This is a genomic window from Oceanipulchritudo coccoides (assembly GCF_010500615.1).
In the GTDB taxonomy this organism is placed as follows: Bacteria; Verrucomicrobiota; Verrucomicrobiia; order Opitutales; family Oceanipulchritudinaceae; genus Oceanipulchritudo; species Oceanipulchritudo coccoides.
This window is the reverse complement of sequence record NZ_JAAGNX010000001.1, coordinates 34,632-58,854: the sequence shown is the minus strand read 5'-3', so window position 1 is coordinate 58,854 and position 24,223 is coordinate 34,632. Positions and strand designations below refer to the sequence as shown.

The following is a 24,223-nucleotide window of genomic DNA, read 5'->3' as shown; positions in this document are numbered from 1 at the left end:
ACTCAAGACGTCTTCCCGTTTAAAGGTTTATTCATCAAATTAATGGCCGCCGTCATGGCTCTCCGTTGTTGTCTTAGCCCCGTGGTCGGTCACCGGTTGGGCACTCTTGTATTCCTTGCGGCTGAGGGCTTTCCGGTAATCGGGCATGAGCGGGTTCGGGTTGCGCAGACGGGCCAGGTAAGTGGTCCGCGGGCGTGTGTTCAGGTATCCCAGAAGGGCATAATCGCGATCATTGGCCTTCTCCATGGCAACCGCGCTCTTTTCGTCGGTGATGTCACCAAAGACAATTGCCTCGGAGGGACAAGCTGCTTGGCAAGCAGTGCGGATCACGCCATCCGGGACACGAATATCGTTTGAATCCTTTGCTTTCACGCGCTGGGCAATCTTGCCCTGCTCAATCCGCTGCACACAATACGTGCACTTTTCCATCACCCCGCGCATGCGCACCGTGACGTCCGGATTCTTCTGCATGGACTTCAGGACACCCCCCTCGGTCTTGTATTGATTAGTCCCTACAGGACCCTTGTAGAAATCCTCCGAACTCCGCTTGTTGTAATCAAAGAAATTAAAGCGGCGCACCTTGTACGGGCAATTATTCGCGCAATAGCGCGTACCCACACAACGGTTGTAGGCCATCACATTGAGGCCCTGGCGATCGTGCACGGTGGCATTGACCGGACAAACCTGCTCACAGGGAGCCATCTCACAATGGAGACATCCGACTGGCATGATAGAGGCTTGCGGATCTGAAGGAAGCGAGTGGCGATTGGCTTCCAGATCGCCTGTGCTGTAATAGCGGTCGAGGCGGATCCAGTGCATTTCGCGCCCGCGCATGATCTGGTCCTTGCCAACAATCGGAATATTATTCTCGCTCTGGCAGGCGACGACACAGGCGTTACAGCCCGTGCAGGAATTCAGGTCGATCGTCATCCCCCACTGCTGTTCGGGAATAAATTTCTCGCGGGCATCCTCGTCGCTCCAGACATCGACATTTGGTGGAGGGGCGCCGAAATCAGGGGTTTCGTAAGCGGAACCACCACGAGGAGTTGTCAGGGCCTTTTCGGCCAGCGGCATGTCCTTGTCCGTGCCATAAATCGGCGGACTGTGGCTTTCCATGCCCATCTCGCTGACAAACTTGCTGTTTTCAAGGTAGGTCTTGACGTTGCCTTCGCGCAGGATGGCCCGGCCTTCCATTGACCAGTGCTCCTGCGTGTTTGCGAGGCGGAACCCTTCATCCGTCAAAGTAATCTTGGCACCGGTGCGGACTGCGCCGGAGCCGGAATGGCTGAGCGGATAGGCGCTGAAACCGGATCCCTTGCCCACGCGACCGACCTGCGTGCGGCCATATCCGAGTGGAAGGACAACCGTCCAGTCATCCAGACCGGGCTGAATGTGAACCGGGCCACGGACAGTCACGCCATCGACCGTCAACTCAGCAATGCGCGATTCCTCGCGGCCCCGCTTGAAATTGGAGGACTTCTTGGCGACCCCGCCAATCAGGAAATCGCCTGCCTTGGTATCAAAACCCAGCTCGAGGGCGAGGGCCGGGCTGATCAAAATGGCATTGTCCCAGGTCAACTTGGTGATTGGGTCAGGACATTCCTGCAACCAGCCATTGTTGTTGTAGAAGCCATTCCCAACTGATGCATCAGCGACCAAACGAACCTCGAGGTTCGAAGCGCTGGTGCCCTTGGCACCGATTGAGGTGCCGTTGAGGTTTTCGCGGAGGGTCGCGGGCTTCAGGGAAAGCTTCAGTTTGCGATAACCCGACTCGGGCAGGAAGCCCGTGCTCAGTAGGCGCTGGAAATCCTTGTCCGATCCGGCGTATTCAGCCGAAAACGTGGAGAGAACCATGCCGTACGGGTCAGTCAGGGCCTCACCGGCGAGCCGCCCGAGGAGCTCCAGCTCCTGCATGCTGTCAAACAGCGGCATGATCATCGGTTGAACCGGCACATAAGTTCCGTCAAGGGTGCGGCCATCGCTCCAGGATTCCAGAAAATGGGTTGCGGCAATATTGATCCCGGCCTCAAGGCTGGTCTCGTCAAAATAGTAACCGAAGCGAATCACTTCCGGGACCGACTTTTGCAGGGCTTTCCAGTCCAAGTCAGCCGGTGCGTCATAGACGGGATTTCCTCCCATGACCAGCAGGCTCTCGATTGAGCCGCTCTTGATCTGTCCGGCAAGCTCACTCAGGCTGAGGGAACTGTCTTCCGGCAGTTCAAGGAAGGAGACGGTCTTGTCCAGTGCACCGAGTAGCTGGTTTGCATAAATCGCGAGTTGCTGGGCTTCCACGCTCAGGTGGGTACCGGGGACAACAACGCTCTTTCCCGGATGATCCACGAGGTCGCGGGCACATTCGTGGATCCACTTGGCCTCAATGGGTAAGCCGGACGAACGCTCACGGAGGAATGTTGCCATGCGCGGATCCCCGTTCGTGAGTTCGAGCAGTTCCGCAACAAGCGCTGCCATGAAGGCGGTCATATTGCCAGTTGAGAGGCGCAGGCGATGATCGCCCATGGTCCCGGTCAGTGTGAAAGCGGATTCCGCCACGTAGAGGCGCGCCATCTTCTTGGCATCCGCCTGGTCCTTGACCTTGCGGGTACGGCTGAAGGAGCGGGCCAAGCCGACGCTTCCCGGTTCGTCATTCAGGAAATCCGCATCCACACTGAGAATGCGCTTGGCCTTCTCCAGATCATAAAGCGGTCGGGCTGGCCTTCCAAGAAGGCGGGCGGCCGCACGCTCAGGATTGTCCTGGTCCACCGCACTGTATTCCGCCCAGACAAGGCGGGGATACTTCTTCAAAATGGCTTTTTTGAGGCGCAGGCGGGTCGGTGAAGTGGATGGCTCGGCTAGAATAGCCATGCCCTGTCCGTTGGTTGGTCCAAACTTTGCGCTGAGACCGGCAAGGATATCCTTCACACGCTCGGAGCTGATCCGGCGTGTTCCCTCGTAGGCCGAGGTCATGCGGTCGGGATCATACAAATTCAGGACCGATGCGGAGGCAAAGCGGCTGATCCCGCCACCGTAGGGAAGAAAATCACGATTTCCTTCAATATGCGTGGGGCGGTGTTGATGCGTCTCCACAACCAGCGGGAGGTTGTCTTTTCCGTCGGGAAAGGAGGTCGTAAAATAGACCGGGATTCCGGGAATAGTCCCTTCCGGCTGCTTGCTGTACGGAAGAATATACTGCTCAGGACGACGACACCCGGCAGCTCCCATACCGGCTACGGCAAAGGAAGCGGCCATGATCTTGAGGAAATTCCGGCGATTGACGCCCTCCGCTTCGGAAGCTCCTTCCGGAAATTCACGATGCAGCCATTCCTTGAAGGCTGGTTTGTCTGCCAGCTCATCGAGACTGCGCCAATAGTGAGGACCAGTCATGTCCGCGTTTTCAGGTTCAGGTTGGTTGGATTTGCGATTCATCGGTGACAGCCTGAGCAGCTTTGCGGAGGGTTAACATTCCAGTTGATGACGGCTTCCTTGGCCCATTCGGCATGAGCCGCCTCGTTTTCCGGTGTCCAGTTCAAGTTGTAGACCTCGTCCAGCGGGCGGATCTTGTCTTCAGGATTCCGGTGACAATCGAGGCAAAAGGCCATTGATAGCGGCTCGGAGTGATGGACCACTTCCATTTTGTTGATCTCGCCATGGCACTCCACACAGCTGACACCCCGGTTCACGTGGACAGCGTGATTGAAATACACGTAGTCCGGCACCTTGTGGATGCGGACCCATTCCACCGGTTCACCCGTCTCGTAGCTTGTCCGGATCGGCTCAAGCAGCGGGCTGTCCTTCTTGACCTGGCTGTGGCAATTCATGCAGGTTCCGGCATCGGGGACATTGGCATGTCCGGATTCGTCCACGTAGGAGTGGCAGTACCGGCAATCAATCCCCAATTGCTCGGCATGAAGATAGTGATTGTAGGCAACAGGTTGCTTGGGCGCATAGCCCACACGCGAGTACTTCGGTGTAAGATAGTATGTCACGCCGGCAACCGCGGTCACGCCTAGCACCATTACGGCAAGGACGAGTCGCAAGGGGACCGTGTTAGACCATTTGGGAAAAAGATTCGCCATTGATTAAGCCCTTTAAATCGGTTGTCAGAGTGTTCGCCCGGCACAGGGAACTGCGCGTGGCTCCTTGGTGGCACGGCCCTCGGCTCCGGAAGTGGAGGCCTTCAAGGCGTGATTTTCCGGACGCGTGTCCGCCCGGAGACCGACCCAACCCAAGGCAGCAGCCCCGATGGTCGTAATAAAAGTTTTTCGACGGATTTTTTGATCTGGCATAGTCTGATTAAGCAGAATTCGACCCCCGGTGAGAACAAGCGACAAAATCGCCTGACATGAGGAATACTGTCCTTGTGGTCGATAACGATGCGGAGGCAACAGAAAATTCCGGATCAAACCAATTTTTTAGAATCAATCTTCCCTGAGCCATAGCCCGCTAATAAATTCTAATAGGCGGTCGCTCAGGAGACCCGGCTGGCGACGCTCAAGGCGCGGAAGGAAACAACAGCCGAAGAGCCCACCATCAAGAGTGCGGCCACAACAGGATGCAGCACGCCACCTGCGGCGAGCCCCATGCCAATCAAATTATAACAGAGCGCAAAGAGGAGGTTCCCCTGCAGGGCAGCCTTCAATTTCCGGGCGTGGCGAATAGCCCCCGGCAAGGCCGAGATCTGGCCCTCCACCAGCAATCCATCCGCAAACTCAGTTGCCAGAGCTGCCCCAAGATCAATGGCCAGAGCCGAATGGCTTGCCTGCATCGCGAGGACATCGTTGACCCCGTCCCCGACAAACAGCACTTCGCCCCCCTCCTCAGTGGCCATCAGAACCCTCTCAGCCTTGGCTTCCGGGCTCAGCCCTCCCTCAACCGGCACATCGCCGATAGCGGCATGCTCGGATCCCGGATCACCGCTTAAGATCATACACCGGCAGCCCAATTCGCGAAGGGCCTGCAAAGTCGCGCCCGCCTCTTCCCGCAGGACCTCATTGAGGAAAAGCGCACCGGCATAAACTCCCGAGCGTGCCACATGCACCGGCTTGCCATGGCCAGAGGGCAGTTCGTCCGGAAGGCGGATTCCTTTTTCCTCCAGCAGGCCCAGCTCGCCGATGACCAGTGAATCACCCCCGACGTTTCCCCCGATGCCAGCGCCCGGGTAAACCTGGACCGCGCTGACGGCCAGGCGCATCTCCGACAATTCCGCCAAGGCCTGACTCACAGGGTGGTGGCTGGCCGCGCCTAGACTGGCCACTTCATCAATGACCCGGAAGCGCTCCATATCACCATGCCCGAGCTGGGACGTGTCCGCCTTCAAGTCAAAATGGCTCAAGGTCCCCGTTTTGTCGAAGATGACGGTCTGGCATTCGGCCAGCGTATCCAGCAAATGCCCGTGTCGGCCGACCACTCCACGTTGGCTCATGTAGAAAAGCCCCGCCCAGATGCCGGCCGGCATGGCCAACCCGAGCGCACAAGGACAAGCCACCAGCAGAACCGCCATGGAATTGAAAAGGGCGTCCCACCAGGGCTCGCAGGAAACGAAAAACCAGCCCAAAAAGGTCGCCAGGGAGGTCAGGCTGACCACGGGAACAAAGACCTGCATCAGTCGGTCAGCTGTCTTCTGTAATTTGGATGGGGCAGCTGGGGCAGCTTCGAGCAGTTCGAGGATCTGGTCAATTGTGCGCGGCTGGCCGAGCTTCGGGACCAACTTCAAATTGCCGTCAACCGACCAGGTCCCTGCCAGGACCTCATCGCCCGCCTTTTTGGAGACAGGCGCCGGCTCTCCCGTCAGGGAAGTTTCCCGGATGTAACCACTGCCCTCGCTGATAACTGCATCGATCGGAATTGGATCCCCCGGGGAGACGAGGACCACGTGTGAATTGTTTAACCGGGACACCGGAAGGCGCTCACGTTGACCGTCCGGCATTTGGATAGTCGCTACATCAAAGGCATTTCTAAAGGAGGAGACTGCTGCCCCGAGTTGCCCTTTCTGGACCGCCCCGACCTGTTTCCCGATGGCGTACACGCAGAGAACCAAAGAAACGACCTCGTAATAGACACTCCCTTCCCCAGTGATCGTGGAAATAAGAGACCCTCCCAGCGCACCCACCGTACTGAGGACAAACAGGGCCTCGACACTGAAGCGCAGATCGCGGAGGGCCTTCACACTTTCCTTCAGGAGTGGTCCCCCCAGAAGACCGATGACCACTATCGAGGAGAGGATGAGCGACCCATGCAACACCCAGTAAAGGGTACTTTCAGGTGAGGGAGCTTCACCGGAGGCCAGTGCATTATTGTATCCAAGGCCGAAAACCATGGCCTGCCCGGAGAGTGCAAGGGAAATACCAATACGAAACCCAAATCCGGATATACCGGGCGCCTCGCAAGGCAGACAGCGTTCCTTACCCTTATTCATTGACCACAGAGATACAGCGAGGATCATGGCCGTTTCGGAAATAGCAAATATTCTTTCCTTCCGGGACCCCGTATGAATCCATCTGATCTCATCGAAAAGTTCGCCTTGAAGAAGGCTCATGGAGCCGAATCCCTGCGCATTTCATGGTTGCAGGCCCTGGCTGCGTTGCCGGATCTGCCCCGGGGAGTACTCGAGCGGGTTGTTGTTGCCCTGCCCTCTCCCGGCGCTACCCGACAGTTGGCCCTCTTTCTCTCGAGGGAACCGGATGAGGCAGCTGCCCTGGAAGGCTTCCTTTCCGATATCGATGAATCCGGCGAATCGCTCAACGATTGGCTTGCGGCATTCGAGGTATTCGCCGATCACCTGCGGGGCACCGCGCACCGGCCCAGTTTGACGGATGCAGCAGGCTATCTGCATTGCTGCGAAGAAGCCATCGACTCAGGGAGCCGCTACGAGACTTTTCCCATGGCTGTTCAAACCATGCTCGAGACCTACGGGTACGAGGGAAATTCCTGAGAGCCCCAGACCAAATTCCAGTTTCTTCGAAGTGGTCCTAATCCCGCTGCAAGCTGAATTTACCGGGGCCAATCAGCAGGAGACCGAGGAGGACAAAGAAGAAGATCATCGGGTATCCAAACTGGGTCAGATCGCCGGCCGTTGTTTGGTATTTGAAGAGCGTAGCGATAAACATGGTCCCCATGAGCGGCACGGTAGCGGTGCGAAAGAGCCAACCAGCAATCAGGAGAAGGCCGCCGAGAAGCTCAGTTCCAGCTGCAAGGACACCATAGAACAATGCTGCCAGCGTGTCGGTTCCCACATCCATCCCGATATATTTCATATTGGAGCCGACCCATTGGAGTTGGGCCTCACCCGCCATGAACTTGTTCCATCCGGCAAGCATGAGAATAATCCCCAGTGCGGCACGGATGATCATCAACCCGAGATCCGGGTGTCGAAACATGGACTTGATCCCTTGAATAGTGCTCTTCATCAAAATATCCTTTGTTAAATTTAAGACTTAGGGTAGAAGAGGCCGATCAAAATGCAAGCACCAGTCAAGCCAGTCGAAATCGTCTCAAACGCCGACCGGATCCGCATAATCGGGCAAGGTCTGACGGGTAGCCTTCTCGCTTTGGCGCTTCATGAAAAGGGGATCCCGTTCGTTGTTCAGGATGTCAGCCTTCCCGGCACAGCCTCCCCGGTAGCCCCGGGAATCGTGAATCCGCTCGCCGGCCGGCATTTTCGCCCCCCTGAACGAATCGATGAGTTGCTGGCGGAGATTGGTCAAAGCATGGCCCTCGTCAGGAAACATCTGGGGACGGATATCTGGAATCCCTGCCCGATCCTGCGCATGTTCGCGGAGCCAACCCAGATTGACCGCTTTGAGCGGACCCTGAGTTCTCATGAGAGCAAAGCCTTCGTCGAGGAACGGTTTTTGGAAAACACTTTTCCGCACCTAAACGACGTCTTTGGCAGCTTCCTCACCAAGCAGGGCGGATGGGCTAATCTGCCGCTACTCTGTTCGGCAATGCGCGACTGGCTGAAAAAGGATGGACGCCTGATTGAGCAACAGTGGGACCCCAATGAAGCGGAAGAAGCAGGTTTAAATGAAGTGCTGTGTTTCTGCGAAGGCTGGCAAGTGGCGAACAATTCCCATTGGTCATTCATCCCACACAATCCGGCAAAGGGGGAAATGCTCATTGTCCGCTTTGAGGAAGAGTTGCCTCGAGATCGCATCTACAACCAGGGTTGCTGGGTTCAACCGATCGAGGAGGATCTCTGGCGTGTCGGAGCCACCTACAGCTGGTCCAATTTTGAAGGGGGGCCTTCCCTTGACGGAGCCGAAGATCTGCAGGAACGGCTTCATCTATTGACGCAAATTCCTTTCCATGTGCAAGACCAAGTAGCCGGGGTAAGACCGATCGTCGAGGATTACAATCCGGTCATCGGACAGCATCCCGAGAAGGCGAACTGGTTTATCCTGAATGCGATGGGATCCAAGGGAGTTCTGCAGGCACCGATGGCAGTGAACCTGCTTGCGCGCATTCTTCTGGAAGGGAAAAGTCCACCATCCGAGTGGGCTGTCTCGCGGTTTACCTGAGCCTACTCAAGCGCTCGTTCCTTGAGCCGCTGAACAATCTCCAAATCCTTTGGATAGACCTTTCCCCGGTTGAGCTGGCGGGCCATGAAATCGAGCAAATCGTCCCAATCCTGTTCATCGGGCTCATACACTTCACGCGGCTCATGCCGCTCTCGATGAATTTTCCATTCAGGCTTCTCGCGGATCAGTTTGAACTCAATCTGCTGGCGCTTGCCGAATTCATTGCGTCGATACCATTTGAGGGAACAGGTCATTGCGCGGCCTCCTGAAGGATGTTTTTTTGGAAGGACAGGCAGGCCTCTTGTAATTCCCTGGCAGCGGCCCCGGCAGCCTCGGCAAAATCATCGCCAGAGGAGGCATAAAGAATTCCCCGGGAACTGTTGATAAGGAGTCCCCACCCATCCGCACGCAAACCGGCCCGGAGGGTTGCTTCAAGATCACCGCCCTGGGCACCAATTCCAGGAACCAGCAAAGGCATCTCGCCGACTGATTCCCGAATTCGGGCAAGCTCCTTCGGATAGGTTGCTCCAACGACCAGGCAAAGATTGCGATTTGCGTTCCAGTCCCGTGCTGCCCTTTTGGCCACCTCCAGATAAAGCGGATCCCCATTTTCAAGAATGAGATCCTGCAGCTCCGCCGAGCCGGGATTGGATGTCTTGCAGAGCACGACAACACCTTTCTCAGCAAAGCGGGTGAAAGGAAGCAAGGTGTCTCCACCCATGTAGGGATTCACCGTGACAGCGTGTGCCTTATAGAATTCAAACGCTTCCCGCGCATACTGGTCAGCGGTACTGCCAATGTCCCCGCGCTTGGCATCGAGGATGACAATCCGTCCCGGAGCCACCTCCCGCAGGTAATCCATTGTTTGCAGCAATTCATCAAGCCGGTTCTCGGCCGCAAAATAGGCAAACTGGGGCTTGTAAGCACAGGCGTAGGGGAGCGTCGCGTCGATGATGCGTTTGTTGAATTCAAGGAACGGCTTGCCTGCTGTCCGTATCGATGCCGGCAACCGATCCATCTGAGGATCCAGACCAACACAAACCATGGAGGCCGTCGATTCCCAGGAGGACTGAAGTTGTGTAATAAAAGTCATCTAATGTATTGAACGAGGACCCTGCACAAGCTGCGCACTGTTTTCAAGCACGGCTTCCACGGGAAATGGATTCGGGAAGGTCCCTCAGCTGTTGCAAACAGCGATTTGCTGGTCACAAATACAATCATGCTCAAGAAACATTTGTTCTTATTGTTCATCTTGTGTGGAAACAGCCTTATCCTCGCAGCAACCGTGGATCTGAACTTGAAGGGTGCCCTCGACCGGGCCCCGGAAGCAAACTTCCAGATTCTCTTGTCGGAACAGGGACTTGTCGTGCAGGAAGAGGCCACTCGCAGTGCCCGCAGCGGGCTCCTTCCACAGGTCAGTCTCCAAGCCTCACAGGGGCGATCCATGAATCCAACCGTCGATGCTTTCAGCGCAGCCCTGCCGGGCGCAAAAAAGCGTTACTTCAATGACCGCTTTGATGCCTTGTTGCGCGCAAGGCTCTCGCTTGTGAACACCCGAACCTGGGATGACTGGAAAATTTCCAAACTGACCCTTCAAGCGACCAGGCTTCAGCTGGATAACACCGTCCAGGAGGTGCTTCGCTCCATCGGCTTGGCCTACTTCGCGCATTGGCGAAACCAGCGCCGGCTTGATGTGATCGATGCAAACCTCGAGCGCGACCGCCTGCTCCTGCGGATTGCCAGGGACCAGCAGGATGCCGGGGTCGCCACGGATCTTGACGTGACCCGCGCGGAAGTACGCCTTGCGACAAATGAGCTGGCACGCCTCCAACAGGAGACAACCCTCATGGATAGCTCGCTGCGCCTGAAGCGCATCCTCAATATTTCACTGGATAACCAGTTGAACCTCGTCCGGGAAGCCTTCGATATCGAACTCGCTGAACTGGATTATGACAGGTCCGGGCTAGCGGACGTCTTGGAAAAACGACCCGATTACCGCCGTTTGCAGACGGAGCTTGAGCGGGAAAGCCTGGCCCTCCGCGCCAGCAAGCGGGACCGGCTCCCATCCCTCGACCTGACCGGGGAATGGGGACTCGCCTCGGAGTCATGGAGCGATTCGATGGAGGAACAGTGGGCTGTCGGTATCGGGCTCTCGATGCCCATTTTTGAGGGATTCCGGCTGGATGCCCAAAAGCGCGCCGCCGCCGCCGCCCTGCGGCAAAAGGAGCTCGAGCTCGAGGATTTGACGGCCCAGATCGAGGCGGATTACCGCTTGGCCTTGCAAACCATGGAATCCGGGTTTCGCCGGGTCGAGGTGGCTCGCCGGGCCGTCGCCCTCAATGAGCGGGAATTTGAACTTTCCCGGATCCGATTTGAGGAAGGGGTGGCTGACAATAGCGATGTGGTCGATGCCCAAGCCAATCTGGCTGATGCGGAGGATGCCTTGGTCGAGGCCGAATACCAGTATGCGCAGGCCCGGATCAACCTGGCCTATGTCGAGGGGGATGTACGGGCAATCCTGCAATAGCGGGATTAAAAACTTCCTATAAGTTAAACTTTTCGGTTTGCAAATGTCGATTAGTAAACATTATAGCAGACCTAATGAAAATTGGCCTGGCACAAATCAACACGATTGTCGGTGACTTCGAGGGGAACAAGGCCCGGATCATCGAGAGCTACGACAAACTTGTTGAAGCAGGTGCTGAGCTGGTCTTGTTTCCGGAGCTGGTGCTGACCGGCTACCCTCCCCGTGACCTCTTGTTCAAATCCTGTTTTGTCTCGGACAACATCCGTTACCTGAAGGAGATTGCCGAGACAGTGGGATCCGTCCCCGCCCTGATCGGATATGTAGAGGTGAATAAATCAGAGAAAGGCCGCCGGTTCTTCAATGCGGCGGCATGGTGTGAGCGGGGAAAGGTGCGCCACGTGGCGAAAAAGTGCCTGTTGCCCACCTACGATGTCTTCGACGAAGACCGTTACTTTGAGTCGGATAGCGAGCCGACAATCATCAGCTGGAAAGGTTGGCGCCTTGGGGTCACCATTTGTGAGGACATCTGGACCGGACCGATCATCGAGACAAGCCGCCACTACGATTGCGACCCGGTCGGCTTCTTTGAGAAGGCCGACATCGACATGATCCTGAACTTATCGGCCAGCCCCTGGCACTATGGAAAGGATCCCACCCGACAGGCCATCGTCCGGACAGCGGCCCTCCGCTCAGGAAAACCGGTTGTCTACGTGAATGCCGTGGGAGGAAATGATGAACTGGTCTTCGACGGCCACTCGATGGTGATGAGCGAACAGGGTGAATTGCTCTGTGGCCTGGCCCCTTTTGAAGAGGAACTGAAAGTCTATGACCTGAAGGCTGAGAACAAGGAGGTCCACGGAGAATTCCAGCGGGATTCCCTTGCCGACATCCACGATGCGCTGGTCCTCGGGTTGCGCGATTACGCCCATAAAAGCGGCTTTAAAAAAGGCCTTATCGGATTGAGTGGCGGGATTGATTCAGCTCTCACGGCAGCGCTCGCGGCAAAAGCTCTCGGCCCGGAGAATGTCATCGGAATCAGCCTGCCTTCGGCCATTTCAAGTGATCACAGTAAGGACGATGCAAAACAGTTGGCAGAAAATCTCGGCATCCAGTACCAAACCTTGCCCATAGAAAAGGTTGTCGACGGGGCAATGGCCACATTGGAACCCTTGTTCACCGGCATGGCTGCCGATGTCACGGAGGAAAATGTCCAGGCCCGTGCGCGCGGCCTGCTACTCATGGCCGTTTCCAATAAATTTGGGGCCCTTCTCCTGACAACCGGGAACAAGAGCGAGATTGCGGTCGGATATTGTACGCTTTACGGCGACATGGCGGGTGGACTGGCCGTTATTTCTGATCTGCCCAAGACGCGCGTGTACGCGCTCTCGCACTGGATCAACCGTGACGAGGAGTTGATTCCTTGGAACACCATCAAGAAGGAGCCTTCGGCCGAGCTGCGACCCGACCAAAAGGACCAGGATTCACTCCCGCCTTATCACATTCTCGATGCAATTCTGAAGCGCTATATTGAACAAGGGGAATCCTCCGCCGAAATAATTGAGGCAGGATTTATCCCGGAAGTTGTCCACGATGTCATCCGAAAGGTTGACCTCAACGAATACAAGCGGAAGCAGGCCGCTCCCGGCCTGAAAATCACTCCGCTCGCATTCGGCGTGGGACGCCGGATTCCGATTGTCCAGAAGTACGTGAGTTAGAACTTCCAGGTGCCACTGACGCTCAGAATGTCGACCGTGGCATCCATGGTGCCCTTCAAGTATTCGCCGGGCGTATGGGTCGGATTGTCAATGACCGGGTCGTCGACAAAAATGTGCACGAAGCCGACATCGACCTTGAGCGTGTCGCTGACCTTGTAACCCATCCCGAGGGAAATCCAGACCCGGTTTTCATCCGGGATACGGGGTGAACGGTAGGTGTCGGATGTCACGCCTGATTCATCATAAACCAGACCGGCGCGAAGCTCCACCTTGTCATTCATCTGGTAGGTCGTGCCCACGCTGTAACGGAAGGTGTCGTCCCAGTTCTCGGGAATGACCGAATCGCTTGGGAAGCCCGTTTCATACTGGATGACCAACTGGTCGAACTTGCTCCACCATGTAAAGAAGATATCCGCCATGACCGCCCACTCCGGTGAGACCTGATGGAAGATACTTGCCTGGAAGGTATCCGGCAAATCGATGTCAACCTTGCCACCCTGTGAGACGAAGAGGCTTCCGAAGAACGGATCCAAGGCGGAGGGGATAACAAACTTGGCTTTCCCATCAAGGGTAAGCTTCACCTTTGATCGATAATGCACCCCGATCCGGGTTGCCTCGCTCGGAGTGAACAGCATTCCAAAATTAAACCCGTATCCAATGTCATCCCCCTCAAGCTTGAGTTTTCCGTCATAGGCTTCCGAGCCGAGTTTGGATTGCACATCAGCCGCCAGGGCAAGCGTCTGGTCGGTGGCAGGAATTGTTCCCGAGTTGAGGGAATTCAGATAAATCAATCCGAAGTTAAGGGCATTGCTCAGGAGCGCATCGCCGTACATCAGGCTGAAGCCAAACCCGTAGGCAAACTTCTCGGAAACCTTGTGTGAAAGGGCGAGGTTTGTGTTCACTGTCAGGAGATCCGTATCCAAGGCAATGTACCGGCCAACCCAGCCATCGTCATATTCAGTGGCGAGGCCATACGGAGAGGAGACGCTGAGACCGATCGCCCATCCTTCATTGAGCGGACGGGAATAGAAAAAATTGGGAACTATCGCCGGCGTATCGGAAGTGGCGTTCGGGCCTTGGGTTGGTACGCCCGGGGAGACTCCCGGAATAAAGCCGCTCACCGAACCGGTGTTCTTGAATTTTGCATTGGGCAAAATGAAGTGCAGCCCGGAAGTGATTTCCGGTTCGCTGTACAGGGAGAGCGTTGCCGGATTGAAAAACATGGAGGAATTGTCCGAGCCACCGGCAGCACCACTGGCAAACCCGACGCCAAGACCGGAAATGCTGTGTTCCTGGAGGGCGAAGCCTGCCGAATAGAGGTTGTAGGAGCCAAGAAAGAGCGTGGCCAGAGTTGCCGTGCAGACGGTCAGTTTATTCAATTTGGGGTACATTGAGATATCCTTTTGTGTGTAGTTGTAGTAACGATTTGGTGTCTTTGCTACGCGCGAGTATTTTGAACCCAAATTGAAATGGCAAGGGAAACCTTCCTCCCGGCTATTACGGGATGGATCAGGTGCCATAGAGGCGATCGCCAAAATCGCCCAATCCTGGCCGGATGTACTTGTTTTCGTCCAGTTCCCGGTCGAGTGCGCCGGCAAATATGCGTAAATCCGGAAAGCGGGATTCCAGAAGCTGAACCCCCTCCGGGGCAGCCACAATACAAAGAAAATCCACACTGGAAGCACCGGCCTCATAGACGGCTTCAATCGCCTGCTCGGCTGATCCGCCTGTGGCCAGCATGGGATCCACGACGAGTACCCGGTTCCCCCGAACCGGGGGAAACTTGCAGTAGTAGCGCCTCGCCTCAGCAGTTTCCTCATTCCTTTCCAAGCCGATGTATCCGACCGACACCTCCGGAAGCAGCCGGACCACGCTGTCGATCATGCCAGCCCCGGCCCGGAGGATCGCCACGACAACAATGGGTTCGTCAACAACCCGGGCCTGCATCTGTTCCATGGGGGTTTCCATGGAAACTTCCTTCATTTGCAGGTCCCGTGTCGCCGCGATTGCCAGATAAGTGGTCACCTGGTCACACGATCGGCGGAAGGATTGCGGTGTGGTCTCCCGGTCCCGAAGGCGGTTTATTCCGTGAATGGCAAGTGGATGCTGGATAATTTCAAGGGACATAATATCTACTCTCCGAGTTGTGCATGCATGGACGGGATGGATCCCCGCAAAAGTCCGATGACATGTGCGTGTGAGTCGCGGGCAGATTCCGCAACTTCCTCGTGAGTCAGCGGAGCGCCGCCCAGATGCGCGGCAAGGTTTGTGATGCAGCTGAGACCGGTTACGCGCAGGCCGCAATGCCTTGCCACGATACACTCCGGAACGGTGGACATGCCGACTGCATTGGCACCCATTCCACTAAATGCCCGGACCTCCGCCGGGGTCTCAAAGCTGGGACCGCTGACGGCCAGATATACACCGGAGTGGAGGGGAATTCCCTCGGCGCTTGCTGTCTCCATCAGGATATTCCTGAGCCGCGGATCCCAGGCCGCTGTCATGTCTGGAAAACGCGGACCGGAAGCATTGTCATTGGGGCCGCGAAGAGGATGATCACCCATGAAATTGATATGATCTTCAATCGCCATCAGCTGGCCGGGACGGAAGGCCGGATCAATCCCGCCGGCGGCATTTGTCAGGAATACTCCACGAACACCCAAATGTGCAAAGACCCGAATTGGAAAAGTAATTTCCTGCATGGAATAGCCTTCGTAGTAATGAAAGCGGCCCTGCATGACGTAAAGCGGAACATCCCCCATTCGGGCAAGAAGGAGCGTTCCGTGGTGTCCCTCAACTGTACTGACCGGGAATCCGGGAATATCACTGTAGGCAATACTTTTCTCGATCACCATGAGGTCCTCAACAACAGGCCCCCAGCCCGATCCGAGAATGAGCAGGATGCGTGGTGGTTCCGGAGTGGAAAGCCGGCTGCTGATCCAGTCGGCTGATTTCTTCGTAGTGACTTTTTCCATACAATTACATAATTTGCTTGATAATCAGGGAGGCGGGTTCCACCGGCTCGTCCGAAAAGGAAACTGCAGAAGCAAGTTGTGTGCTCCACGCCTCCAACTGCTCGCTGTTCTCGGCATGAATCCGGGCGAGCAGATCCCCAGGCTCGATGCGTTCACCAATACAGACAAGTCCTGAAATTCCTGAACCATGCTGGATATCATCATCCGCGTTTCGCCGTCCGGCGCCCGTCTCAAGTACAATTTCAGCGACCTTGCGCGCATCAACATCCCTCACCCAGGCCGGTTTCGACTCCTCATAGAGCACTTCATGAATGACCCGCGCCTGAGGCAGCTTCTCCGGGCTTTCAATAATCGCCACATCCCCTCCCTGCATGGCAACCATGGAGCGGAAGCGATCGAGAGCTGAACCATCAGCCAACCGGGCCCGCGCATGCTCCAGAGCAGACTCCAGTGAGGAGTCTTTTCCGGCGAGAAAAAGCATTCCTGCAACGAGCTCGCAGATGAAGTCCGCCAATTGATCGGGGCCCTCCCCTTTCATAATGGAGATGCACTCCTCCACCTCCACGGCGTTCCCCACAGCACGGCCGAGCGGGGCATCCATGCAGGTCAACCAAGCTCCTACGCGGCAACCCGCAGCCTTGCCAAGATCCACCATCAGCTGGGCAAGAAACTCAGCATCCTCAAATTTCTCGAAGAAGGCCCCTCTTCCGAATTTCACATCCAACAGGAGCGCATCCAAGCCTTCCGCGAGCTTCTTTGAAAGAATGCTGGCGGCAACGAGGGACGGGTGCTCCACGGTGCTTGTCTCATCGCGCATGGCGTACAGGATTTTGTCTGCCGGAACGATGCTCTCCGTCTGTCCGGCAATGACACACCCGATCGTTTCCACTTGTTTGCGCAACTCGCGGGAATTCAGGAAAACCTTGAAACCGGGAATTGATTCGAGCTTGTCGAGTGTCCCGCCGGTGTGCCCCAGTCCACGGCCACTTAACATCGGAACCGCCAATCCGCAGGCGGCGGCAAGTGGTGCAAGGACGAGGGATATCTTGTCCCCGACTCCACCCGTCGAGTGCTTGTCTGCGACAGGCGTGTCAATACCCTCCATGTCGAGCACCTCTCCAGAGTGCAGCATCTGCTCAAGCAGGACGCGGGTTTCCTCAAGTGAAAGTCCCTTCTGGAACAAGGCCATCAGCATTGCTCCAATTTGTCCGCGGCTCCAGGAGCCATCTACCGCTCCGGAAACAAATTCCTTGATGGCGGCCTCGGGTAATTCCCCGCCATCCCGCTTAAGGCGAATAACTGATTGTGGAGTCATCCCAACCAGACTGGGGCCTTATGTCCGGTTCGACAATGAGAAAGTCAATTCATGGATACGGGGAGTCCCGCCATCAGGCGGTCTGGCCCGCCCGAAGGCGGGGCTCCAATCTGGCACCTAGGTATTGACGCCGACGAGGAACTGGATGTTCGTCGTGGTTTTCTTGATACGGGTGATGAGCATTTCCATGGCATCGGTTGGCGGGACACCCTTCATGGCCCGGCGCAGGCCGTAGACCTTGGCCATTTCCTCGGGATGGTAGAGCAATTCCTCCTTACGGGTACCACTCTTGGCCATTTCGATGGCTGGGAAAATACGTTTATCGGAAAGCGCCCGGTCAAGGTGCAGTTCCATGTTACCCGTGCCCTTGAACTCCTCGAAAATGACTTCATCCATTCGGCTTCCGGTTTCCACCAGGGCCGTTCCCAGGATTGTCAGGGAGCCACCGCCCTCGATATTTCGGGCACTGCCGAAGAAACGCTTTGGCTTTTGCAGGGCATTGGCCTCCACCCCTCCGGAAAGAATCTTGCCGCTGTTGGAGGCAAGCGCGTTGTAGGCGCGGGCCAGACGGGTGATCGAGTCGAGCAGGATGATCACATGCTGTCCGTCCTCAACCATGCGGCGGGACTTCTCGATGACCATCTCAGCGCAATGGACATGGTTCTCCGGGCTTTCATCAAAAGTGGATGCAATGACTTCGCCTGTTGTGATCTGGCGACGGAAATCCGTCACTTCCTCAGGACGTTCATCGATCAAAAGGATGATCAAATGGGCTTCAGGCTTGTTGATGGCCACGGCGTTGGCGATCGCCTGCTGAAGGACCGTTTTCCCCGTGCGCGGCGGGGCGACGATCAATCCACGCTGTCCCAAGCCGACTGGTGTAAGGAGATCAACCACCCGCATGGCGGTGTTGTCCCACTTCACCTTGGGCTCGGTCTCAAGGATGATCCGCTCGGTCGGATAATAAGGGATCAAGTCCTCAAAGGGCGTCACCTCGATATTCTTCTCGGGAGCGCGCCCCATGAGGGAAAGGATTTTCACGACGTATGGACAGGTTTCCTCTTCGGCTTCCGCATCCTGCATGTAATCATTCTGCGGGAAAAGGGCAGCGAGGGCTTCCGCGGCAAGATCCTCTTCAACCCCATCTGGAATAGCGTCGATTTCCTCGTTACCACGCCCGGCCTTTTTCAGTTTGTCGATGGCGTCATCAGGTAACGCTTTCCGGCGTGGATGAAATTGAGCCTCGATGATCGTTCCCTTCTTGACCGCGTACTTGCGAACAAGCGCCTTGGGCAGGAACGCACTCGCTGGACGAATCTGGTAGTTGTCGTTTTCATAGACAACGAGGGCCGTCCCGTCTTCAAGAATCTCAACAATTCCCCGGCAATGAAGGGGTTGTTTCTTTTCAAAGGCTGCATCAAGAATGGCCTCCACAAGGGACTGACGCACGGAAAATGTGCGGTCGCCCAAATCGTATTCCTTCTGGGCCCATTCGCGAAGTTCGAGGAAAGGCTGCGTCCAGATGTCATCGAGAAAAATCGGCTCCTTGGAAGTATCCGTGATTTCGGTGGCAAGGACCTCAATGGTTTCGAGCTTCTGCAGGGCTTCCAGTGACGGCAACTCGCCCCATTCCGCGCGGATGGCAGGTCCCTCGCGCTTCTTCCGCGGGCGGCGATCCCCGTCGCGCTGACGGCGCTTGTCCCGGCGCTTGCCCTTAGGCTGATTGCCAGGCCCTGGCCCCTTTTTCTGGTTACCCGGAGTGTAGGGCTTTTGTCGATACCCTTTATTGCCCCGGTTATCCCCGCGCCGTCCACGGCCATCCGAATCCTTGTCCCTTGAGGAATTCTGTCCCTGTCTGGAGGGTCGGGAGGGACCGTCATTCTGCTTCCGGTCGGTCTCCTCGTGGGCCGATGTTTCCTTGGCGCGCTCAACTGGCTTGGGTGGGGGCGTATCAAGATCTGAAGAGTAAACTTCCGGTACATCCTTGTCCTTCACGACAGGAGGTGGGGATAACGCCGGCTCGCGGGAGGAAGAGCTCTTGTCCTCCGCCGTACTTGAGTTCCCATCGGATTCCACCTTCTTGCGGGCAGTCTTTTTCGTTGCCGTCTTACGGGCGGCCCGCTTGCGGGTCACTTTCTTGGCAGCGGTTTTCTTCTTGGCTGGAGGCTGTGCCTCGAACTCGAGGTCTGATTGATCGGAGCTCATGAATGGTGATTGAATGATGTGGTATTGTGTCGTTACCGCTGAAGCAGCCGCATGGTGTGCTCCACCTGTTCTCGCAAATGCTCAGGTGACCCATTATTATGGAGGATAATGTCCGCCCTGCTCATCTTTTCGTCCAGGCTGAGTTGGCTGTCTTTACGGTATTGGATTTGTGATTCACTCATTCCTCTGGCTTTCAGCCGTGCAAATTGAAGTTCCGGATAGCTACTCACGCAAAGGGTTGTGGAAAAATAACCTTGGAGGTCCTTTTCAAACAAAAGAGGGATCTCAACGATCAGGACCGGATGGTTTTTCGCCAGCTCCCGCATCCACTGTTGGCGGACCCGGGGATGCACGAGAGATTCCAGAATGGCTAAGGCCTTGGAATTACGAAAGACCTTAGCTCCAAGCCTTGACCTGTCAACTCTTCCTTCCTTGTCGATCACCCCGGAACCAAAGGACTGTTCGATTTCAGCGATCAACCCGGCGTCCGAGGCGAGCAGCTGGCGGACGATGGCATCCGTCTCAACAACGGTTGCTCCCGCCTCCTTGAAAAAGGCCAATGCAGTCGACTTACCGCATCCGATTCCACCTGTCAGCCCGATATTCATCATGTCAAAAACCCGGCTCAAAATGAGCCGTGCCCTGCACAAACAGGTGGCGAGCGAACCCCGCACCTTCAAGCAAAATGCAATTCATGGCGTAAATGATTTGCCCCACAAAGGGAAAATTCTCATCTTCATCGACACTTCTGCTCCACCATGACTCCTGAATTTTCCCTAGATTCCATTCCCACGCATGATCCTAAAGCTGTCGAGGCAGCTATTCTGGATATCGCGCGGGATTGTTTTCCGGGGCAGGATCTCGAGCGGATCAGCAAGCTCATGGATGCGGTTTCGGAGCTTTACAAGGGAAACATCCATCCGTACCAGGCCAGTGACATGGCCTACCATGACTTTGAGCACACCCTGCAGGTAACGCTCTGCTGGGCGCGCATGTTTGCCTCCCTGAAGATGCACAAGCCGGATCTGCCGGTGGTGTATGCGGATTTTCTGTTGGGGATCGCCTCCTGCCTTCTTCACGACACGGGCTATTTGAAGGAAACGGATGATCCAAGTGGAACCGGAGCCAAGTATGTGCTCATCCATGAACATCGCAGTTGCCACATTGCCCGCCGGTTCCTGATGAGCCTGCAGTGGCCGGAAGAAGCCATTTCAGTCATCCAGCGGCTGATTGCCTCAACGGGGCCACGGGCCATCGTTGAAGGAATTCCCTACACAACTCCGACCGAGAAGACACTGGCCCAGATGCTCGCCACAGCGGACTTTCTGGCGCAAATGTCCGATCCGCAGTACCTCGACAAGCTGCCCTCCCTCTACAAGGAATTTGAAGAATTCGACCGCCTCCGCGGATTGAGCCAGACTGAGCGGCCATTTCCCAATCTGGACAGCCTTGTCTCAAGCACACCCGGCTTCTGGTTTCAGTTTGTCCTTCCAAGGCTGAAGATTGATTACGGCGGGGTTTATCGATTCCTCAACAATCCCTACCCGGACGGTCCCAATGTCTATGTCATCCACGCGGAGGCCAATATCGAGGCCCTCCAGCCCAACGAATCCGAGGAATAAACGACCATGAAGCGCCTTCTTTACCTGTTCCTGCTCGTCGCATTTTGTGGCTGTGCCTCCGGCCCGACTTTCTTTTCAGAGGATTATCTGGCCGGCATGGCGGCGACCGAGTTCTCCAAAATCAAGGAGCAATTTCCGATTTCAAATGATCCTGCGGGCACGGCCATGGTAAACCGCGTGAGCAGCCGTATCGCCCAGACACTTGGCGATGAAATGCCGGATGCCGATTGGGAATACGTCCTGCTTGAGGATGAAGCCGCCAATGCCTTTGCCATGCCGGGCGGGAAAATAGCTGTATTCACGGGACTCCTCGAGCTGGTTGACTCGGATGACGAGCTGGCGGCCGTTGTCGGTCACGAGATTGCCCACGTCCTCCTCAAGCACGCCAACCAGCGTATGTCCGCGGAATTGATCCGGGGCGGCATCGGGGTGCTGGTGGCCGTCGGAACCAGCGAGATGGAGGATGAAAACCGGGCCCTCGCCCTGGCCGCCTACGGCATCGGCTCGCAAGTCGGCATCATGCTTCCCTACAGCCGCTCGCACGAAACCCAATCCGACCGCATGGGGCTCATAATCGCAGCCCGTTCGGGGTTTGATCCACGGGCCGCAATCACGTTCTGGAAGAAGATGGCGGAAGCAAGCAGCTCCTCTCTCCCCGAGTTCCTTTCAACACACCCCGGTTACGAAACGCGCATCGAGACATTGACCGAAGCCATGCCCGAGGCGTTGCGCTATTACCAGGCGAGCAAGAGGCCCTGATCACAAATTCCCTTAAAGTCCCTTTCAAAGGACATTTTGCGTTGACGCAGGGCCCTCCAAACCGACAGATAAAAAGCGCATGAGCGCCCTCCTGCTCACGATATTCCTTAGCCTCGTTCTGGTGACCTTGTTCATTCTGCTCTTTGTCAAGGAGCGCCGGAACGGAAAATTCAGGAGTTCTGAACAGGATGCGCTTCTTCCTTTCGAAGATGAGGATCCACGATCCGATTCTTAACCCAAAGTGTGTGAATTATGAGTTCTTCTGTTAGTACCAGACGGGTCATCGAATACGATGACCACCACGTGCGACTATTTGTCCTTGCAGGAATTTTCTGGGGTTTGATCGGCATGGTGGTCGGCGTCCTGATTGCCTTCCAGCTCAACTTCTCGTTCCTGAACCTGAACATGTCGTGGCTGAGCTTCGGTCGCCTGCGGCCCCTGCACACCAACGGGGCGATCTTCGCTTTTGTGGGGAACATGCTCTTTGCAGGCATCTATCACTCGACCCAGCGACTTTGCAAAGTCAGGACCGCCAACGACTTGCTCACAAAGATCCATTTCTGGGGCTGGCAGGTGATTATTGTCGGAGCGGCCATCACGCTCCCGCTGGGACTGACCCAAGGCAAGGAATACGCTGAGTTAATCTGGCCCCTCGATATCCTCGTGGCCGTGATCTGGGTCATTTTCGGAATCAACTTCTTCTGGACGCTTGCCAAACGGAATGAGCCGACCCTCTACGTGGCCATCTGGTTCTACATCGCGACAATCATCACGGTGGCGATGCTGTACGTGGTCAACAACCTCGCCCTGCCCACTTCGCTGGTCCACAGCTACCCGATTTTTGGCGGCGTGAAGGATGCGTTGATCCAGTGGTGGTACGGTCACAACGCGGTGGCCTTCTTCCTCACGACACCGATCCTCGGTATCATGTATTACTACATTCCGAAGGCAGCCAACCGGCCGGTGTACAGTTACCGGCTGAGCGTGGTCCACTTCTGGTCGCTGGTCTTTATTTATATCTGGGCTGGCCCGCATCACCTGCTCAACACGTCGCTCCCGCATTGGCTGCAAGCCCTTGGAATGCTCTTTTCCCTCATGCTTTGGGCACCCAGCTGGGGTGGCATGCTCAATGGCCTCCTGACCCTGCGTGGCGCATGGGACCAGCTCCGGCGGGACCCCGTACTGAAGTTTTTTGCCGCCGGGGTGACATTTTATGGCATGGCCACTTTTGAAGGTCCGCTCCTTTCGATCCGCGCGGTCAACTATCTGAGCCACTACACGGATTGGACCATCGGGCATGTTCACAGCGGGACCCTTGGCTGGAACGGCTTCATGGCAGCGGGTATGTTCTACTACCTGGCGCCACGGCTCTGGAAGACCAAGCTCTATTCGGTGAGTCTGGCCAATATGCATTTCTGGATCGGCACGGTGGGAATCCTCCTCTACGTCGCATCCATGTGGGCCAGCGGTATCACTCAGGGCCTGATGCTCAACGGCGCGGTTGAGAATGGTACCGTTCTCGCCTACCCGAACTTCCTCGACACCCTGAATTCGATCCGCCCGCTGATGCTCACCCGGGCCATTGGGGGAACGCTCTATCTGGTTGGCTGGGTCATGCTGATGTATAACATCTACAAGACCGTCGCCGGGAAGGAACCGGTCAATGGCACGATCACGGTTGAAGTCGAGGAGCAGGAAGAGACCCGCGAGCTCGAGGGCTCAATTGGCCTGCTCGGGACAATCTTCAACTGGCCCGTTTTCTATTCCTCCGCCGTCATTGTTGGCATGTGCCTGTGGTTCTTCGGGAACGACCTTCTTTTGCTCCTGGGGATAATCACCACGATCCTGTTCTGCCTCATTGGCATTGTTCACTTTCAGGCGACCTCCGCCAAGTGGAGTGACTGGTACGAGCGCCTTCTTGGCAACTGGGCCCCATTTTCCATATTGGTTCTGGTCGCCGTGGCGATTGGCGGGATGATCCAGATCATTCCGACAATTGTCGTGCAGAATGCCGCCAACCTCGAGGACCGGGTGCAGGTGCCCTACACGCCACTTGAGCTGGCCGGGCGCAATATATATATTTCCGAAGGGTGCTACAATTGCCACAGCCAGCAAATCCGGATGATGATGCCGGATGTCCTGCGCTACGGAGATTATTCACGGCTTGGAGAGTCCATTTATGACCATCCTTTCCAATGGGGTTCCAAGCGGACCGGTCCGGACCTGGCACGGGAGGGCGGAAAGCGGCCAAATGTGTGGCATTACGACCACATGAACAAACCAACCGACATTTCCCCGGGTTCAAACATGCCACCTTATCCAGCCATGCTGGAAAAGTCTGTCGACTGGAGCCGTATTCCGGGGAAAGTCGCCGCGATGCGGACCCTCGGAGTCCCCTACCCCGACTGGAGCGACGAGGAAGTCCTCGCGCTGGTCAGCGAGCAAGCCAACGAGATTGTGGCCGATCTTGAGGCAAACTTCCGGAGCACCGAGCCGGACCGGCAGATTGTCGCTTTGATCGCCTATCTGCAAAAGCTGGGCACCTACGAGGACGCATCCCTTGCCGCCGCACGACTGGATCAATAATTGAAT

The 24,223-nt window shown here is 56.2% G+C and carries 22 protein-coding genes; 9 read left to right on the top strand and 13 right to left on the bottom strand.

Annotated elements, in window-relative coordinates:
• Positions 1–39: 39 nt before the first annotated feature.
• The 4 genes from G0Q06_RS00300 to G0Q06_RS00285 all read right to left on the bottom strand — a co-directional run bounded on the left by G0Q06_RS00300 (position 40) and on the right by G0Q06_RS00285 (position 6,412).
• A complete protein-coding gene (locus G0Q06_RS00300) occupies positions 40–3,423 on the bottom strand; it encodes a TAT-variant-translocated molybdopterin oxidoreductase (protein ID WP_238710174.1) in 3,384 nt (1,127 codons plus the stop codon).
• Complete coding sequence (locus tag G0Q06_RS00295) at positions 3,420–4,073, bottom strand: cytochrome c3 family protein (RefSeq protein ID WP_163961309.1); 654 nt, start codon at positions 4,071–4,073, stop codon at positions 3,420–3,422. Before G0Q06_RS00295 ends, G0Q06_RS00300 begins: the two co-directional genes overlap by 4 nt.
• Positions 4,074–4,097: 24 nt before the next feature.
• Positions 4,098–4,283, bottom strand: a complete 186-nt coding sequence (locus G0Q06_RS00290) for a hypothetical protein (RefSeq protein ID WP_163961308.1) — start codon at positions 4,281–4,283, stop codon at positions 4,098–4,100.
• 182 nt (positions 4,284–4,465) lie between these two features.
• On the bottom strand, positions 4,466–6,412 hold the full coding sequence (locus G0Q06_RS00285; protein ID WP_163961306.1) for a heavy metal translocating P-type ATPase: 1,947 nt from the start codon (positions 6,410–6,412) through the stop codon (positions 4,466–4,468).
• Positions 6,413–6,484: 72 nt separating this feature from the next.
• Here G0Q06_RS00285 and G0Q06_RS00280 point away from each other — a divergent pair, with 72 nt between their 5' ends.
• A complete protein-coding gene (locus G0Q06_RS00280; RefSeq protein ID WP_163961304.1) occupies positions 6,485–6,928 on the top strand; it encodes a hypothetical protein in 444 nt (147 codons plus the stop codon).
• A gap of 37 nt (positions 6,929–6,965) precedes the next feature.
• Here G0Q06_RS00280 and G0Q06_RS00275 read toward each other — a convergent pair whose 3' ends face one another.
• On the bottom strand, positions 6,966–7,403 hold the full coding sequence (locus G0Q06_RS00275) for a DoxX family protein (RefSeq protein WP_163961302.1): 438 nt from the start codon (positions 7,401–7,403) through the stop codon (positions 6,966–6,968).
• Between the two features lie 51 nt (positions 7,404–7,454).
• Here G0Q06_RS00275 and G0Q06_RS00270 point away from each other — a divergent pair, with 51 nt between their 5' ends.
• Positions 7,455–8,513 (top strand): NAD(P)/FAD-dependent oxidoreductase, encoded by a 1,059-nt coding sequence (locus tag G0Q06_RS00270; protein ID WP_163961300.1) that lies wholly within the window; start codon positions 7,455–7,457, stop codon positions 8,511–8,513.
• A gap of 2 nt (positions 8,514–8,515) precedes the next feature.
• On the opposite strand, the gene G0Q06_RS00265 is transcribed toward G0Q06_RS00270, so the two are convergent.
• Complete coding sequence (locus G0Q06_RS00265) at positions 8,516–8,767, bottom strand: hypothetical protein (RefSeq protein ID WP_163961297.1); 252 nt, start codon at positions 8,765–8,767, stop codon at positions 8,516–8,518.
• Positions 8,764–9,606, bottom strand: a complete 843-nt coding sequence (gene pyrF / locus G0Q06_RS00260; protein ID WP_163961296.1) for an orotidine-5'-phosphate decarboxylase — start codon at positions 9,604–9,606, stop codon at positions 8,764–8,766. The genes G0Q06_RS00265 and pyrF overlap by 4 nt, the downstream gene beginning before the upstream one ends.
• A gap of 126 nt (positions 9,607–9,732) precedes the next feature.
• On the opposite strand from pyrF, the gene G0Q06_RS00255 reads away from it, so the two are divergent.
• Both G0Q06_RS00255 and G0Q06_RS00250 read left to right on the top strand, forming a co-directional pair.
• The gene (locus G0Q06_RS00255) at positions 9,733–11,040 is read left to right on the top strand and encodes a TolC family protein (RefSeq protein ID WP_163961294.1); all 1,308 of its coding nucleotides are present in this window, start codon (positions 9,733–9,735) and stop codon (positions 11,038–11,040) included.
• A 74-nt stretch (positions 11,041–11,114) separates the two neighbouring features.
• The gene (locus G0Q06_RS00250; RefSeq protein ID WP_163961292.1) at positions 11,115–12,755 is read left to right on the top strand and encodes an NAD+ synthase; all 1,641 of its coding nucleotides are present in this window, start codon (positions 11,115–11,117) and stop codon (positions 12,753–12,755) included.
• Here G0Q06_RS00250 and G0Q06_RS00245 read toward each other — a convergent pair.
• The 6 genes from G0Q06_RS00245 to coaE all read right to left on the bottom strand — a co-directional run bounded on the left by G0Q06_RS00245 (position 12,752) and on the right by coaE (position 19,861).
• Entirely contained in the window at positions 12,752–14,146 is a 1,395-nt protein-coding gene (locus G0Q06_RS00245; protein ID WP_163961290.1) for an OmpP1/FadL family transporter, read from the bottom strand. The genes G0Q06_RS00250 and G0Q06_RS00245 overlap by 4 nt on opposite strands.
• 118 nt (positions 14,147–14,264) lie before the next feature.
• Positions 14,265–14,882 carry a uracil phosphoribosyltransferase gene (upp, locus tag G0Q06_RS00240; RefSeq protein ID WP_163961288.1) on the bottom strand — a complete coding sequence of 206 codons (618 nt, stop codon included), beginning with the start codon at positions 14,880–14,882 and terminating at the stop codon, positions 14,265–14,267.
• Between the two features lie 5 nt (positions 14,883–14,887).
• The gene (locus G0Q06_RS00235) at positions 14,888–15,730 is read right to left on the bottom strand and encodes a purine-nucleoside phosphorylase (protein WP_163961286.1); all 843 of its coding nucleotides are present in this window, start codon (positions 15,728–15,730) and stop codon (positions 14,888–14,890) included.
• Between the two features lie 4 nt (positions 15,731–15,734).
• A complete protein-coding gene (locus tag G0Q06_RS00230) occupies positions 15,735–17,045 on the bottom strand; it encodes a thymidine phosphorylase (protein WP_163961284.1) in 1,311 nt (436 codons plus the stop codon).
• 117 nt (positions 17,046–17,162) lie between these two features.
• On the bottom strand, positions 17,163–19,250 hold the full coding sequence (gene rho, locus G0Q06_RS00225; protein ID WP_163961282.1) for a transcription termination factor Rho: 2,088 nt from the start codon (positions 19,248–19,250) through the stop codon (positions 17,163–17,165).
• A gap of 32 nt (positions 19,251–19,282) precedes the next feature.
• Complete coding sequence (coaE, locus tag G0Q06_RS00220) at positions 19,283–19,861, bottom strand: dephospho-CoA kinase (RefSeq protein ID WP_163961280.1); 579 nt, start codon at positions 19,859–19,861, stop codon at positions 19,283–19,285.
• Between coaE and G0Q06_RS14405 the strand changes: the two genes are divergently transcribed.
• The 5 genes from G0Q06_RS14405 to ccoN all read left to right on the top strand — a co-directional run bounded on the left by G0Q06_RS14405 (position 19,860) and on the right by ccoN (position 24,217).
• The gene (locus G0Q06_RS14405) at positions 19,860–20,012 is read left to right on the top strand and encodes a hypothetical protein (protein WP_238710173.1); all 153 of its coding nucleotides are present in this window, start codon (positions 19,860–19,862) and stop codon (positions 20,010–20,012) included. The two genes, coaE and G0Q06_RS14405, sit on opposite strands and share 2 nt — an antisense overlap.
• Positions 20,009–20,872, top strand: coding sequence for an HD domain-containing protein (locus tag G0Q06_RS00215; RefSeq protein ID WP_163961278.1), 864 nt, complete (start codon positions 20,009–20,011; stop codon positions 20,870–20,872). Before G0Q06_RS14405 ends, G0Q06_RS00215 begins: the two co-directional genes overlap by 4 nt.
• A gap of 6 nt (positions 20,873–20,878) precedes the next feature.
• Complete coding sequence (locus G0Q06_RS00210; protein ID WP_163961276.1) at positions 20,879–21,631, top strand: M48 family metallopeptidase; 753 nt, start codon at positions 20,879–20,881, stop codon at positions 21,629–21,631.
• A gap of 79 nt (positions 21,632–21,710) precedes the next feature.
• Positions 21,711–21,866 carry a hypothetical protein gene (locus G0Q06_RS00205; RefSeq protein WP_163961275.1) on the top strand — a complete coding sequence of 52 codons (156 nt, stop codon included), beginning with the start codon at positions 21,711–21,713 and terminating at the stop codon, positions 21,864–21,866.
• Positions 21,867–21,883: 17 nt separating this feature from the next.
• On the top strand, positions 21,884–24,217 hold the full coding sequence (gene ccoN, locus G0Q06_RS00200) for a cytochrome-c oxidase, cbb3-type subunit I (RefSeq protein ID WP_163961273.1): 2,334 nt from the start codon (positions 21,884–21,886) through the stop codon (positions 24,215–24,217).
• Positions 24,218–24,223 lie beyond the last annotated feature (6 nt).